The sequence below is a fragment of the Pseudomonas sp. MWU318 genome (genome assembly GCF_016756945.1).
GTDB classification, from domain to species: domain Bacteria; phylum Pseudomonadota; class Gammaproteobacteria; order Pseudomonadales; family Pseudomonadaceae; genus Aquipseudomonas; species Aquipseudomonas putida_A.
The window spans coordinates 364,884-379,045 of sequence record NZ_JAESJL010000002.1 but is presented as its reverse complement, the minus strand read 5'-3'; the positions used below and the strand labels follow the sequence as shown (position 1 = coordinate 379,045).

The window sequence follows — 14,162 nt, the reverse complement described above, 5'->3', positions numbered from 1 at the left end:
CCTACACTTAAAAAGCCCACGGACGACATGACAAATCAAGGGCTGGCCGTTAACATGCATGCCGTCCGTCGCGCCGAGTCCGGCCGCGACAACTCAGTGTCTCAGTAGCTCAATTGGATAGAGCATCCCCCTCCTAAGGGGAAGGTTGGCAGTTCGAACCTGCCCTGGGACACCATCAGTTCCGGATGCTAAAAGCGTCCACCCAAAAAGCCTCGAGCAGGGCCACATCTCAGGGCTTTTTTATGCGCCTGCGGTTGGCTTATCGGAGTCTGGCACTTACCGGTAATCGTTCAGCCAGACAGCTTCATTATTCCTCAAGGAATCTTGAACACCCACTTCAGAGAACCCCACCCCTTGCCGATAACTCATTCGGCGACCTCAGACTCGCGCGAAATCGCTTGATAGCATTTGGCCTCCAGCTATCATCAGCGCGCCTGTGAAAACGCCCCCGGTTCACCTACTTCAATTGCCTGGAAATCCTCGATGCTGTCGTATCACCAAAAGAGTTTTCTGATCGTCGATGATTTCTCGGATTTCCGCAGTTCCGTACGCTCGATGCTGCGTGAACTGGGGGTCAAGGATGTGGATACCGCCGATACCGGCGAGCAGGCGCTGAAGATGTGTGCGCAGAAGTCCTACGATTTCATCCTGCAGGATTTCCACCTCGGCGACGGCAAGAAGAACGGCCAGCAGGTGCTGGAAGACTTGATGTCGGAAAAGCTAATCAGCCATGAAGCGGTGTTTGTCATGGTCACGGCCGAGACCAGTCAGGCGATGGTGCTCAGTGCCCTGGAGCATGAGCCGGATGCCTACCTGACCAAGCCGTTCAATCGCTCCGGTCTGGCGCAGCGTCTGGAGCGTCTGGAGCAGCGCAAGACGTTGCTCAAACCGATTCTGCAAGCCCTTGATCGCGGTAAACCGGTCGAGGTGCTCAATGCCTGTATTGCGCTGTGCAAGCAGGACATCCGTTATTCGCCGCTGTGCCTGCGTTATCGCGCCGATGCGCTGCGCGACATGAACCAGAACGAAGCGCTTGAACGCCTCTACGACAGCATCATCGCTGATCGGCCGTTGCCGTGGGCGTTTGCCGGGCTGGGCAAGTTGTTGTTCAAGCGTGGGCAAGTGGCGCAGGCCAAGGATGTTTACGAAAAGGCGCTGAAAGTGTTCCCGATGATGCCGGCGCTGTACGACGGCATGGCCGATGTGCTGGTCGCCGAGGGCGATACCAAAGGCGCGCAGCGGGTGCTGGAGGAGGCGATTCGTTTGTCGCCGCTGGCGGTGCGCCGGCAGGCGTTGCTCGGCAAACTGGCGATGACCAACGAGGATTTCGACACCGCGTCCCGGGCCTATCGTCAGGCGGTGGCGCAGGGTGCGCAGTCGCGGTTCAAGGATCCGGAAAGCAACCTTGGTCTGGCTCATGCCCTGATCAGCAAGGGCAGTGAGCGCGGGCTCGACACGCGCACGCGGCTGGAGATCAACACCACGCTCAGCGCCGTCGCCAAAGAGAACCCGTCTGACCCCGGCCTGCAGATTCGTGCGCGGCTGATGAAGGCAACCAGTCTGCTGCTCAACGATGCCGAGACCGCCGACAAGCTTACCGAACAAGCGCTGATGCGCCTCGACGGCATGGAGCAGTTCATGAGCCCTGAAGCGGCGCTGCTGGTGGCCAAGCAATTGCAGATGCTCGGTCAGGCCGAGGCGGGCACTTCGATGCTCAAGAGCTGTGCGGAGATCTACGGTGACGATCCGGCGGTGATGAAAGACATCGCTAAGCTCACCGACGACCCCACTATCCTCAGTTCGAGCAACGCTGCCGCCGACCTCAACCGTCAGGGCGTGCGCGTGTACAAGACCGGCAACCTGGTGGAGGCCCGCGAGGTGTTCCGCAAGGCGCTGAAGATGCAACCGAAGAACATCAGTATCGCGCTGAACATGGCCCAGTCGCTGCTGCACGGCACCGACACCAGTGTGCCGTCGGCGGAGCTGGAAGAATGTCGGGCCTGCCTGAAAATGGTCGGCCTGATGCCCGACACCGACGCGCGTTTTGCGCGTTATCAGAAGCTGAAAAGCAAGGCGTTTGGCGAATGAACCAAGACGAGCAGGCGCTGGATTTCTCCACGGTGATCGCCTCCACCGTTCACGACATGAAGAACTCGCTGGCGATGCTGATGCAAGCCCACAGCCAGTGGCTGGCGCGCTTGCCCAAGGGGCAGCGCGCAGGGGCGGAGCAGGGTGTGATCGACTTCGAGTTCGCCCACCTCAACGGCATGCTGGTGCAACTGCTTGGACTGTACAAGCTCGGCGTCAACCAGTTGCCGCTGCAACCGGCGTATCACGAGCTGGATGATTTCATTGAGGCGCAACTGGCCGCGCACCAGGAGGTGTTCGCCAGTCGCGGGATCATTGCCACCTACGAAGTTGATCCGCTTAGCCCGCTGGGTTTCTTCGATCGCGAATTGGTTGCGTCGGTGCTGGGCAACTGCATCAACAACGCTATTCGTTATGCCCGCGAGTCGCTGCTGATTACCGTCAGCGACGAGGCTGGGCAACTGGTGTTGAGCGTCAACGATGACGGCGACGGTTACCCGGCAGCGATGCTCGAGCGTCAGGCTGATTACGTGCAGGGCATCAATCACGGCAGCGGCAGCACTGGTCTGGGCCTGTATTTCGCCAACCGCATTGCTGCGTTGCATCAGCGCAATGGCGTGGTCGGGCACACCGAAATCCGCAATGGCGGACCGTTGGGTGGCGGGATCTTCAGCCTCTACCTGCCCTGAAGGCATGCCCCCCTGTAGGAGCTGCCGAAGGCTGCGATCTTTTGACTTTTTTTAAGATCAAAAGATCGCAGCCTGCGGCAGCTCCTACACGGAAATTCAGTGGCGGCCTTTTTTGTTTGACGCTGCTTGATATTCCGAACAGCCGGAGCCTATTTTGTACGGGTCGCCGCTTGCGGCTCGCACAATAACAAGGATTGCGTCATGACAACCGATGGCCAGCGTTCACTCGCGCAGCGACTGACCGGCATTGATGAGATTGAATGTGTCACGCCGGATTTGAACGGCGTGCCGCGCGGCAAGGTGATGACCGCCGAGGGTTTCCTCGAAGGGCGGCGTTTGCAGATGGCGCGGGGAGTGCTGCTGCAATGCATCATGGGCGGTTATCCGCCGGCGCGGTTTTACGGCAGCGATGACGGCGACCTCGCGCTGGTCGCCGAGCCGAGCATGATCCATCCCCTGCCATGGAGCGATGAACCGCGCGCTCTGGCCATCTGCGATGCCGACGAACTGAGCGGCGAAAGCTCCAATCTGTCGACCCGCGGCCAACTCAAGAAAGTCATCGCCCGTTACGCCGCACGCGGTCTGGCGCCAGTAGTGGCGACCGAGCTGGAATTCTTCGTCTTCGCGCCGAACATCGATCCGACCCAGCCGTTCCGGCCGCCGGTAGGTCTTGATGGACGCCGTGAGGATGGGCAGTCGGCGTTCAGTGTCAGCTCCAACAATGGCCTGCGGCCATTCTTCAGCGAAGTCTATAAATGCATGGCCGCCCTCGGTCTGCCACGCGATACCTTCATGCATGAAATGGGCGTCAGCCAGTTCGAGATCAACTTGCTGCACGGTGATCCGCTGTTGCTCGCCGATCAGACCTTCCTGTTCAAACACCTGCTCAAGGAAGTCGCGCTCAAGCATGGTCTGAGCGTAGTGTGCATGGCCAAGCCGCTGGCGCACACGCCGGGCAGTTCGATGCACATTCACCAGAGCGTCGTCGAGATCGCCACCGGCAACAACGTGTTCAGTGACGAGAGCGGCCAGCCGACCGCAATGTTCCGCCATTTCATCGGCGGGCAGCAGGCGGGCATGGCTGATTTCACAGCGCTGTTTGCGCCGAACGTAAACTCCTATCAGCGTCTGTGTCACCCGTATGCGTCGCCGAACAATGCCTGCTGGTCCCATGACAACCGCGCCGCAGGGTTGCGAATTCCGGCCAGTTCGCCGGTGGCTCGACGCGTGGAAAACCGTTTGCCTGGCGCCGATGCCAACCCGTATCTGGCGATTGCCGCGAGTCTGGCCGCCGGCTTGCATGGGATCGAGCATGAGCTGGAGCCGAGTGCGGCGATTCAGGGCGAATTCGAAGTGCCGGACAATCTTTCGCTGCCGTGTACCTTGCATGCCGCGCTCGAGCGTCTGAAACGTAGCCAATTGGCCAGGGAACTGTTCGGACAGGAGTTCATCGAAGGCTACATCGCTTCGAAGACCATGGAGTTGACCAGCTTCTTTGATGAAATCACTCCCTGGGAACGGCGTGTTCTAGCAGCCCAGGCCTGACTAACTGTCGCCGTCGGGCTATCGTCTTGATAGTCCGATACTCACTGCAAGGAGCCGCTCGGAACGCCGATGCGCCAAATCTGGAAATCCTTTCGAGCGCTGTATTTCGCCTCGCTGATGATGTTGATCGGCTCGGGCCTCCTATCTACTTACCTGGCATTGCGCCTGGCTGCTGACCATGTCGATGGACTGTGGGTCGGTGCGCTGATGGCGGCCAACTATTTCGGTCTGGTGCTGGGTGGCAAGATCGGTCACCGGCTGATTGCCCGGGTCGGACACATTCGCGCTTATTCGGCGTGTGCCGGGATCGTCGGCGCGGCGGTGCTCGGGCATGGCCTGGTCGACTGGCTGCCGGCGTGGCTGGTGCTGCGGACCATCGTCGGTCTGGGCATGATGTGCCAATACATGGTGATCGAGAGTTGGCTCAACGAGCAGGCCGACGCCAACCAGCGCGGGCTGGTGTTCAGCGGATACATGATCGCTTCGTATCTGGGGCTGGTGCTCGGTCAGTTGATTCTGGTCATGCATCCGGGCCTCGGCCTGGAGCTGCTGATGCTGGTCGCGCTGTGTTTTGCCCTGTGTCTGGTGCCGGTGGCGCTGACCCGACGAATTCACCCGGCGCCGCTGCATCCGGCACCGATGGAACCGCGCTTCTTTATCAAGCGCGTGCCGCAGTCGTTGAGCACGGTGCTCGGTGCTGGTCTGATCATCGGCTCGTTCTACGGTCTGGCGCCGCTGTATGCCTCGCAGCAGGGGCTGTCGACCGAGCAGGTCGGTCTGTTCATGGGTAGCTGCATTTTTGCCGGGCTGCTGGTGCAGTGGCCGTTGGGCTGGTTGTCCGACCGTTATGACCGGGCGCTGCTGATCCGCTGTTTTGCCGGGTTCCTCGCGGTGGCGGCGTTGCCGTTGGCGATCCTGCCGCAGGTGCCGCTGGAAGTTCTGTTTGTCGTCGGGTTCATGTGTTCGCTGGTGCAGTTCTGCCTGTATCCGCTGGCGGTGGCGTTCTCCAACGACCACGTCGAGGGCGATCGCCGGGTGTCGCTGACGGCGATGCTGCTGGTGACCTACGGGGTTGGCGCGAGCATCGGCCCGCTGCTGGCCGGGGTGCTGATGAAACTGTTCGGCAGTCAGAGCCTGTACGCGTTTTTCAGTTTCTTCGCGCTGGTGCTGGTGTGGCGCATCCGCCCGAAAGCGGTGACCAATCTGCATCAGGTCGACGACGCACCGCTGCACCACGTGGCGATGCCGGACAGCATGTCCAGCTCGCCGTTGGTTGCAGCACTCGATCCGCGAGTGGATGAGCAGGTGGTGCAGGAGCAGATGCAGACCACGGTTACGCCGGAGCCGGAGCCAGAACCCGAAGTGCAGCCTGAAGCGGCGGCGGAAACTGATTCGGCTGATGAGGGCGATAAACCGACACCAGACATCAGTGGGGCCAGACCCTGAATCGGGTGAGGGTAAGGCTGTTCAAAGAATGATGCTTTAACTGTGGTGAGGGGATTTATCCCCGACCGGCTGCGAAGCAGTCGCAAAATCAACGCATGCGAAGTATCTGATACTGCGCATCGGCAGGTCTTGGGGGCGCTACGCGACCCATCGGGGATAAATCCCCTCGCCACAGGGATCTCCAGGCCAGGACGGGACAATGGAAATAAAAAAGGGCAGTCCCGCGAGGGGCTGCCCTTTCTATTTGCCTGTACGAATCACAGATCGTCTTTATCGAACCGGCGTGCTTCACGCTGCAACTGATAGACGAAGCGTTCGACGTTGCGCGCCGCCTGGCCACTGATGTTGTGGAAACGCAGACCAGCGAAGGTGATGTTGAGCTTTTCTTCGAAGTGCAGATAACGCAGTTCGACCGAGATAGGTTGATTGCCAAACAGCGGGGTGGCGATCATGCGGTCGTAGACCTGACCCAGTTGCAGGCGGTCGGTGATGTCGCCTTCAAAGCGCAGCTTGCAACCGGTGGCGGAAATATCCAGCAGTTTGCCGTTGATCGGCGCCTTGAGCTTTTCGCCGCCGAGTTCGACGCTGACCAGATCGGTCAGCTTCAGGGCTGCCCGAAAGGCGTTGCGGCGCTGGTGGTAAACCACTTCGGTCGGCAGTTCGCCGGTGTAGAAGCGATCGCCCTCGGATTCTTCGATGTTCAGCGTGCCGGTGCATTCCCAGGCGATGCGCACGCCCTCGTGGAAGCCTTCGACCTTGAACGGTTCGCCCGCCTGCAGAAAGCGCTCGCCATCGCGCGGGATCATCTCGTCCAGGGTAATCGTCGCGGTATCGCGGTCGACCTTGATCAGGTAGCTCTGGAAACGCTGGCTGCGTTCGTGGAACGTGATGATCAGTGGATCGTGGCTTTCTTGCAGCTGGCGCAGGTTGCTGGAGATTTCCAGGGGCGTGGTCAGCACCTTTGGTGGCTGCGGACTATCATCCGCGCTTAGGGCGTTTGGCACGTTTTCTCAATCTCCAGACAAAATTTGACTACGACTAGCCAGCATTTTGCCAGCATGTTTCGCGGGTTGATAGTGCAGGCACATCGAATGGCTCACGCCTGGCTGAGCGTACGCGGCTTGGTAGGTTTGGCGAATGTGCCCGAGGCGTCATACAACGCAGGTGGCTCGCCCCCGGTGAGGATTTTCAGTTGATTGGCCGTGGCGGCCTGCTGAATCTGGATCGACTGGCCGTTCTTGACGTTGGCCGCCTGGCACTGGGCAATCAGGTCGGTCAACACGTCGCTCTGGGCCAGCAACTGGTCGCCAATGCTCGAGTGGCTGGCCAGTTGCTCCAGGCCCTGACGGTCGAGCGGCAGGTTGAGGCTGGCGAGGATTTCGCTGCGCTTGCGGCCATGCTGTTCAAGCAAAATGATCAATGCCTGTTTGCGCGCCAGAATATCTTCGAGCAAAGGCATGTCGCGACCGTGCAAGGCGAGGGACTCGGTTTGCAGTAACTCCAGCAATTGTTGAGCTGGAGCAAAGTCGTCGGTGATCAGTTGCAATAAATTAGTGTCGTGCATGGCTGGCCTTGGGTTTTAAGCGTCCAAAAGCCTGGCGCCGGCAAAAGCCTAGCGCTGGGCTTCGAAGTTGAGCAGTTTGCTGGCTACACGGTTGCTGTCGACTTTATAGCTGCCATCGGCAATCGCTGCTTTCAACTCGGCCACCCGGGCTTTGTCGACGGCAGGCTGATCGCGCAGCTTGTCAGTGACCTTCTGCAACTGTTGAGCCTCATTGCTGAGGTGTACCGATTCCCCGCTTTTTGCGGTACTGGCCGTTTCGGCCTGGGTATTCAGCGGCGCGGAGGTGCCGGATTCGGCGGTTTCCTTGGCGTTGCTGGTACGTGTACTGCCCGTAAGTGACGAGGAGCTGTTCAAACGGCTGAAATCGATGACCATGTTAAAAACCTCTGGGAATTTGGACGCTTGCCATGTTCTCGGCCATTCCCTGGAAAACTTTAGGCTCACTTTGCAATGAGCTGCATGTGCCGAAGCGTGTTCTGCTGCGGCACAGTTTAGGGAAGCATCGAGGCCGGCGCCAGTTTTCTGCCTGAGCGTTTTACATGGCCACTTCCACCTGGCCCGGCGCGATGACTTGCGCCTTGATCACCCGGTTGGAATTGAGGTTTTTCACCCGGATCTGTTCTTTCAAACCGCCATTGGCCAGGGCTTCGCCGGGCATGCGCACGGCGAGCGTACCGCTGCGGGCGATGATGACCACCTGATCACCCTTGCGCACCACTTCAGCCTGTTCCAGATGCACCAGGGTAATCACCTGATCGGCGACCGTTGGTCGGGTCAATTTCTGCCCGATGGCTTCATCCACCGACGTCAGGAAACCCTGATTGATCTGGCTGATGTCGCGTTCACGCAAGGTCACATCCTGCGGTTCGATAATTCCGGCGCGTTTCAGCGGTCGGGTGGTAGTGACAATCTCGCGAAACAGGCGGACTTGAGCGGGCACGAACACCGTCCATGGCGAGCTTCCCTCGCATCGGACCTTGACCGTTACCCGGCCCAGCGGACGGGCCGGACTCTCCAGCGACGCTGTCAATTCCTTGTCGCACATAGGCATGCGCATACGTGGATCGAGCTGGTTGACCTCGATTTCGTAGCGGCCTTCCGTTTGACTGGTAGCCAGATAGTCTTCTACGGTGAACTCAAGAAAGCCTTGGGTGACGCCGATAAGCATGTCAGGCAAGGTAACCGTATCTGCACCGGCAGGGCTGCCAGCGAAAAACAAACAGACGGCAGACGTCGCGCACAGCGCTTTGCGGGTGCGGGAGGTCAGGTGTCGGAAAAATGTCGTTTGAGCGTTCATACGAGTTAAAAAGCAAGCGCCGTGCCGTTTAGCAATGAATGTGCGTCGCAACAACACTTGGCGTTGGTGTAGGAGTCTGGGCATGGCTGGTGTAATGGATTCGGTGAACCAGCGCACGCAACTGGTAGGGCAGAATCGCCTGGAGCTGTTGTTGTTCCGTCTCGACGGTCAACAGCTCTACGGCATCAACGTGTTCAAGGTGCGGGAAGTGCTGCAATGCCCGTCGCTGACGTTGATGCCCAAGTCCAGTCCTGTCGTGTGCGGGGTGGCGAATATCCGGGGGGCGACCATTCCGATCCTTGATCTGGCAATGGCGACCGGTTCCGGGGCGTTGAAAGACAAGAACAGTCCGTTCGTGATCATCACGGAGTACAACACCAAGACCCAGGGTTTCCTGGTTCGCTCGGTGGAGCGCATCGTCAACATGAACTGGGAAGAGATCCATCCGCCGCCCAAGGGCACGGGGCGCGATCACTACCTGACGGCTGTGACTCGGGTCGACAATCAGTTAGTCGAAATCATCGATGTCGAGAAGGTGCTGGCGGAAGTGGCGCCGACGCCCGAGGCAATTTCGGTCGGTGTGGTCGATGTCGAAACCCAGAGCAAGGCGTTGTCGCTACGGGTGCTGACGGTCGATGACTCGTCGGTGGCGCGCAAGCAGGTCACGCGTTGCCTGCAGACGGTCGGGGTCGAAGTGGTGGCGCTGAACGACGGCAAGCAGGCACTGGATTACCTGCGCAAGCTGGTCGATGAGGGCAAGAAGCCGGAAGAAGAGTTCCTGATGATGATTTCCGACATCGAGATGCCGGAGATGGACGGGTACACCCTGACGGCGGAGATCCGCAGCGACCCGCGCATGCAAAAGCTTCATATCATCCTGCATACTTCGTTGTCGGGGGTATTCAATCAGGCGATGGTCAAGAAAGTCGGTGCCGATGACTTCCTGGCCAAATTCCGTCCTGATGACCTGGCATCCCGGGTAGTCGACCGGATCAAAGCAGCAGATATCAGCTAGGGACCTTTTGTCCCTGGCGATCAACACGATTTAAGAGGCGGCATCATTGTCTACGGGTAATTTGGATTTCGAACAGTTCCGGGTCTTCCTGGAAAAAGCCTGTGGCATTTTGCTCGGTGAAAACAAGCAGTACCTGGTCTCGAGCCGTCTCAACAAACTGATGGAGCAGCAAGGCATCAAGTCCCTGGGTGAGTTGGTGCAGCGCATCCAGACCCAGCCGCGCAGCGGTTTGCGCGAGCAGGTGGTCGATGCCATGACGACCAACGAAACCCTGTGGTTTCGGGACACCTATCCGTTTGAAGTCTTGAAGAACAAGGTGCTGCCCGAGGCGATCAAGGCCAGTCCCAACCAGCGTCTGCGGATCTGGTCGGCGGCGTGCTCGTCGGGTCAGGAACCGTATTCGCTGTCGATGTCGATCGACGAGTTCGAGCGCAGCAACCTCGGTCAGTTGAAGATGGGCGTGCAGATTGTTGCCACGGACTTGTCCGGCAGCATGCTGACCAACTGCAAGACCGGGGAGTACGACAGCCTGGCGATCGGTCGCGGTTTGTCCGCCGATCGTCTGCAGCGCTACTTCGACCCGAAAGGGCCGGGGCGCTGGGTGATCAAGGCGCCGATCAAGAACCGGGTGGAATTCCGTTCGTTCAACCTGCTCGACAGTTACGCGAGCCTGGGCAAGTTCGACATCGTGTTCTGCCGCAACGTGCTGATCTACTTCTCCGCCGAGGTGAAGAAAGACATCCTGTTGCGCATTCACAGCACGCTGAAGCCGGGCGGGTATCTGTTCCTTGGCGCTTCCGAAGCGCTGAACGGTTTGCCGGATCATTACCAGATGGTTCAGTGCAGCCCGGGGATCATTTACCAGGCGAAATGATTGCATCGGCAACAGCAAAAAAACGGCAGGCCCGCAAAGGCCTGCCGTTTTTTTGCCTCTCACATCCCTCTGTAGGATCTGCCGAAGGCTGCGATCTTTTGATCTTGCTTGTAATGCAGCAAAAACAGGATCAAAAGATCGCAGCCTTCAGCAGCTCCTACAGGGGAGTCGTCGGAGCGGCAGAAAAGCGGCAGCCAGCGGAAGCCGGTTGCCGCTTTTCTGGCATTGCCGCTTTGCCGACTTCTCGCAAAGCCCCGGTTTACGGGGGTTCTTCTGTTTGGCACGGCGCTTGCTAAAGCTCAGTTACGAAAAACCGGTCACCCGAAGGTTCCCGACATGAGCATCAGCTTCGATAAAGCGCTCGGCATTCACGAAAAGGCACTGGGCTTCCGCGCCCAGCGTGCCGAAGTGTTGGCCAACAACATCGCCAACGCCGATACCCCGAACTACAAGGCTCGGGATCTGGACTTCTCCAAAGTGCTTGAAGCACAGACCCAGAAGAACGCCAACGGCACCATCGCCCTGAACATGACCAACAGCCGTCACATCGAAGCTGAAGGCCTGGGCAATGGCGACGAGTCGCTGATGTATCGCACGCCGATGCAGCCTTCGATCGACCAGAACACCGTTGACGCTCAGCTTGAGCAGTCGAACTACGCGGAAAACGCGGTCGGCTTCCAGGCCAGCTTCACCCTGCTCAACAGCAAATTCAAAGGGCTGGTGTCAGCCCTGCGCGGAGAGTAATCCATGTCCCTGTCCAGCGTTTTCAACATTGCCGGCAGCGGCATGAGCGCACAAACCACGCGCCTGAACACCGTGGCTTCGAACATCGCCAACGCCGAAACCGTTTCGTCGAGCATCGACCAGACTTACCGTGCCCGTCACCCGGTGTTCGCCACCATGTTCCAGGGCGGCCAGAACACTGGCAGCAACTCGCTGTTCCAGAGTCAGGACGCTGCGGGGCAGGGCGTTCAGGTACTCGGCGTGGTCGAAGACCAAAGCAATCTCGAGGCGCGTTACGAGCCGAACCATCCGGCCGCTGACGCCAAGGGCTACGTCTACTACCCGAACGTCAACGTGGTGGAAGAAATGGCTGACATGATTTCCGCGAGCCGGTCGTTCCAGACCAACGCCGAAATGATGAACACCGCCAAAACCATGATGCAGAAGGTACTGACCCTCGGTCAGTAATAAGGGGCGACGGCCATGAGTGTTTCCGATACCACCAGCAGCTTGAGCATGAATGACATCCTGGCGAACTCCTCGAAGAAAACGAGCAGTACGACCACCGATGGCATTGCCTCAGCGACCAACAGCAGCACCGGCGGCAAAGCCCTGGGCAAGGACGCGTTCCTGCAACTGCTGGTCACCCAGCTGAAAAACCAGAACCCGCTCGACCCGCAGGACAACAGCGCCTTCGTTGCGCAGCTGGCGCAGTTCAGCAGCCTTGAGGGCATCACCACCCTCAACAGCACCGTCAGCTCGCTGGCCGGCAACTACAACTCGTCGCAGGCACTGCAGGCGTCGTCGCTGGTGGGCCGCAACGTGATCGTGCAGACCAATACCGTTCAATTGGACGACCCGAGCAAAGGCATGACCGGTTCGGTCACCGTCCCGTCGTCGATTGCCGGCGGCACCGTCAGCATTACCGACAGCAGCGGCACGGTGGTTCGTACCATCGATCTGGGCAGTCGCGCCGCAGGCAGCGCGAGTTTCACCTGGGACGGCAAGGACAAGGACGGCAATCTTGTGCCGACCGGAACCTATACCGTCAAAGCCAACGCATCGATCAATGGCACCTCGACCGATATGGCGACCTACCTGCCAGCCACGGTCAACAGCGTGACGATCAGTCAGACCGGTGGCGAGCTGATGCTCAACCTGTCCGGCAAGGGCACCGTCGCCCTGTCCAAAGTACAAACCATTGGTATATAGAGCCGACTAACCGGCACAAAGGAGTGGAATATGTCTTTCAATATCGGCCTTAGCGGTCTCTATGCAGCCAACAAACAACTGGACGTGACCGGCAACAACATCGCCAACGTCGCGACCGCCGGTTTCAAATCGTCCCGTGCAGAATTCGAAGACGTCTACTCGGCCACTCGCCTGGGTAGCGGCAGCAAAGTCATCGGCAACGGTGTGCGTCTGGCCAACGTGTCCCAGCAGTTCACCCAGGGTGATATCAACAACACTGGCAACGTGCTGGACATGGGCATCAACGGTTCCGGCTTCTTCACCATGAGCAACAACGGCTCGATTTCCTATACCCGTGCCGGCACGTTCAAAGTCGACAATGCCGGTTACATCACTAACACCGATTACACCTCGCGTCTGCAAGGTTACGGTGTGGATGCCAACGGCAAGATCATCAACGGTGTGTTGACCGACCTGAAAATCGATACTTCCAACCTGGCGCCGAAGTCCACCTCGCTGGTGACCTCGACCATCAACCTGAACTCGTCGGCACCGGTGATCACCGATACCGGCGCTAACGCTGTCGTCTTCGACCCGACAAAACTCGAGACATACACCAAGCAGTTCAGTACTCCGATCTATGACTCTCAGGGCAACTCGCACGTCATGGATCAGTACGTGGTGAAGACTGGCCAGAACACCTGGAAGGTCTACACCCTGGTAGACGGTCGTAACCCGGACGCTACCGGCAGCGATCCGAAGGTCACCGCGCCAGTGCCTTCCACCATGACCTTTGACTCTGCTGGCAAGCTGACCCAGGTCAGTACTCCGCCAGGTCCTGTGATCAGCAGTGACCTGAAGCTCACTGGCTGGGTTCCGGGTACTGTGGTTAACGGGACGTTCACGCCTAATGGCGCTTCGGCGAACCCGGCCGGTATCACCATTTCGATGGCGCAGACCACCCAGTACAACGCAGATACCGCTCGTTCGATCCCGACTCAGGATGGTTACGCCACTGGCCAGATCACCAACCTGACCATCGACGGCACCGGTACGCTGTTCGCCAACTTCAGCAACAACCAGAGCAAGGCCATCGGCCAGGTTGCGCTGGCCAGCTTCACCAACGAGCAAGGCCTGCAGCCTGTCGGCGGCACAAGTTGGAAAGAGACGTTCGCCTCGGGTATCCCGGGTTACGACGCGCCGAAAACCGGTACCTTGGGTGAGGTGGTGTCCAACTCGCTGGAAGAGTCCAACGTTAACCTGACCAACGAGCTGGTGGATCTGATCAAGGGCCAGAGCAACTATCAGGCGAACGCCAAGACCATTTCGACCCAGAGCACCATCATGCAGACCATCATTCAGATGACCTGATTCGGGTTTCTGATTGTGCAAGGAGCCCCTCTTTTTGAGGGGCTTTTTTGTGGACGGCTATTGGGTGGCGGCGGTTTTGATTGGGTGAATATCCGTTGCTTCGGGTGCTGCGGTTGGCGGTTTCGCCCTTACGGCGAGTCACTTTTTCAGACGCCGGAGTGCCGGCCCAGCGAAAAGTAACCAAAAGGCTTGGCCCCGGCGTTCGGCCCTCGCTTAGGCTCGGGTTCCTTCGCTGCGGAATTCATCCGGGGCATCGCCTACGGTTTGCTTCGCTGCACCTCCTCTCGCTGTGTTTGGCTTCGCCAAACGGTCGCTGCGCTCCCACCCCCGGATAAATCCCTACGCTCAGCCTGCCGACG

Annotated in this window: 14 protein-coding genes and 1 tRNA gene; 11 read left to right on the top strand and 4 right to left on the bottom strand. The window is 59.0% G+C overall.

The window, feature by feature from the left end; genetic code table 11:
- Positions 1-98: 98 nt before the first annotated feature.
- From JN524_RS05750 to JN524_RS05730, 5 genes are all read left to right on the top strand, one after another.
- Positions 99-175, top strand: a tRNA-Arg gene (locus JN524_RS05750).
- Positions 176-483: 308 nt separating this feature from the next.
- Positions 484-2,088, top strand: coding sequence for a tetratricopeptide repeat-containing response regulator (locus tag JN524_RS05745; protein ID WP_095137132.1), 1,605 nt, complete (start codon positions 484-486; stop codon positions 2,086-2,088).
- On the top strand, positions 2,085-2,777 hold the full coding sequence (locus JN524_RS05740) for a sensor histidine kinase (RefSeq protein WP_202368781.1): 693 nt from the start codon (positions 2,085-2,087) through the stop codon (positions 2,775-2,777). The genes JN524_RS05745 and JN524_RS05740 overlap by 4 nt, the downstream gene beginning before the upstream one ends.
- A 303-nt stretch (positions 2,778-3,080) precedes the next feature.
- Entirely contained in the window at positions 3,081-4,322 is a 1,242-nt protein-coding gene (locus tag JN524_RS05735) for a glutamine synthetase family protein (RefSeq protein WP_202369028.1), read from the top strand.
- Between the two features lie 69 nt (positions 4,323-4,391).
- Complete coding sequence (locus tag JN524_RS05730; protein WP_202368780.1) at positions 4,392-5,768, top strand: MFS transporter; 1,377 nt, start codon at positions 4,392-4,394, stop codon at positions 5,766-5,768.
- A gap of 257 nt (positions 5,769-6,025) precedes the next feature.
- On the opposite strand, the gene JN524_RS05725 is transcribed toward JN524_RS05730, so the two are convergent.
- The 4 genes from JN524_RS05725 to flgA form a co-directional block, all read right to left on the bottom strand.
- Positions 6,026-6,772: a flagellar brake protein gene (locus tag JN524_RS05725; RefSeq protein WP_202368779.1), complete on the bottom strand. Its 747-nt coding sequence runs from the start codon at positions 6,770-6,772 to the stop codon at positions 6,026-6,028.
- A gap of 92 nt (positions 6,773-6,864) precedes the next feature.
- On the bottom strand, positions 6,865-7,332 hold the full coding sequence (locus JN524_RS05720) for a flagella synthesis protein FlgN (protein WP_007963060.1): 468 nt from the start codon (positions 7,330-7,332) through the stop codon (positions 6,865-6,867).
- Between the two features lie 48 nt (positions 7,333-7,380).
- Complete coding sequence (flgM, locus tag JN524_RS05715; RefSeq protein ID WP_007917589.1) at positions 7,381-7,707, bottom strand: flagellar biosynthesis anti-sigma factor FlgM; 327 nt, start codon at positions 7,705-7,707, stop codon at positions 7,381-7,383.
- A 160-nt stretch (positions 7,708-7,867) separates the two neighbouring features.
- A complete protein-coding gene (gene flgA, locus JN524_RS05710; protein ID WP_202368778.1) occupies positions 7,868-8,629 on the bottom strand; it encodes a flagellar basal body P-ring formation chaperone FlgA in 762 nt (253 codons plus the stop codon).
- 82 nt (positions 8,630-8,711) lie between these two features.
- Here flgA and JN524_RS05705 point away from each other — a divergent pair, with 82 nt between their 5' ends.
- From JN524_RS05705 to flgE, 6 genes are all read left to right on the top strand, one after another.
- Positions 8,712-9,644: a chemotaxis protein CheV gene (locus JN524_RS05705; RefSeq protein ID WP_041074300.1), complete on the top strand. Its 933-nt coding sequence runs from the start codon at positions 8,712-8,714 to the stop codon at positions 9,642-9,644.
- Positions 9,645-9,690: 46 nt separating this feature from the next.
- On the top strand, positions 9,691-10,518 hold the full coding sequence (gene cheR / locus JN524_RS05700) for a protein-glutamate O-methyltransferase CheR (RefSeq protein WP_007963053.1): 828 nt from the start codon (positions 9,691-9,693) through the stop codon (positions 10,516-10,518).
- Between the two features lie 336 nt (positions 10,519-10,854).
- Positions 10,855-11,262, top strand: a complete 408-nt coding sequence (gene flgB / locus JN524_RS05695) for a flagellar basal body rod protein FlgB (RefSeq protein ID WP_007917581.1) — start codon at positions 10,855-10,857, stop codon at positions 11,260-11,262.
- A gap of 3 nt (positions 11,263-11,265) precedes the next feature.
- Positions 11,266-11,709 (top strand): flagellar basal body rod protein FlgC, encoded by a 444-nt coding sequence (gene flgC / locus JN524_RS05690; protein ID WP_007963049.1) that lies wholly within the window; start codon positions 11,266-11,268, stop codon positions 11,707-11,709.
- Positions 11,710-11,724: 15 nt separating this feature from the next.
- Positions 11,725-12,453 carry a flagellar hook assembly protein FlgD gene (gene flgD, locus JN524_RS05685; RefSeq protein ID WP_202368777.1) on the top strand — a complete coding sequence of 243 codons (729 nt, stop codon included), beginning with the start codon at positions 11,725-11,727 and terminating at the stop codon, positions 12,451-12,453.
- 30 nt (positions 12,454-12,483) lie between these two features.
- Entirely contained in the window at positions 12,484-13,803 is a 1,320-nt protein-coding gene (gene flgE, locus JN524_RS05680) for a flagellar hook protein FlgE (RefSeq protein WP_047295811.1), read from the top strand.
- The last annotated feature ends 359 nt before the right edge of the window (positions 13,804-14,162 follow it).

Coding starts and splice junctions, on each gene's coding strand:
- JN524_RS05730 (WP_202368780.1), top strand. CDS start 4,392: ATGCGCCAAATCTGGAAATCCTTTCGAGCGCTGTATTTCGCCTCGCTG.
- JN524_RS05735 (WP_202369028.1), top strand. CDS start 3,081: ATGACCGCCGAGGGTTTCCTCGAAGGGCGGCGTTTGCAGATGGCGCGG.
- flgD (WP_202368777.1), top strand. CDS start 11,725: ATGAGTGTTTCCGATACCACCAGCAGCTTGAGCATGAATGACATCCTG.
- flgC (WP_007963049.1), top strand. CDS start 11,266: ATGTCCCTGTCCAGCGTTTTCAACATTGCCGGCAGCGGCATGAGCGCA.
- flgE (WP_047295811.1), top strand. CDS start 12,484: ATGTCTTTCAATATCGGCCTTAGCGGTCTCTATGCAGCCAACAAACAA.
- flgA (WP_202368778.1), bottom strand. CDS start 8,629: ATGAACGCTCAAACGACATTTTTCCGACACCTGACCTCCCGCACCCGC.
- JN524_RS05720 (WP_007963060.1), bottom strand. CDS start 7,332: ATGCACGACACTAATTTATTGCAACTGATCACCGACGACTTTGCTCCA.
- JN524_RS05745 (WP_095137132.1), top strand. CDS start 484: ATGCTGTCGTATCACCAAAAGAGTTTTCTGATCGTCGATGATTTCTCG.
- JN524_RS05740 (WP_202368781.1), top strand. CDS start 2,085: ATGAACCAAGACGAGCAGGCGCTGGATTTCTCCACGGTGATCGCCTCC.
- JN524_RS05705 (WP_041074300.1), top strand. CDS start 8,712: ATGGCTGGTGTAATGGATTCGGTGAACCAGCGCACGCAACTGGTAGGG.
- flgM (WP_007917589.1), bottom strand. CDS start 7,707: ATGGTCATCGATTTCAGCCGTTTGAACAGCTCCTCGTCACTTACGGGC.
- flgB (WP_007917581.1), top strand. CDS start 10,855: ATGAGCATCAGCTTCGATAAAGCGCTCGGCATTCACGAAAAGGCACTG.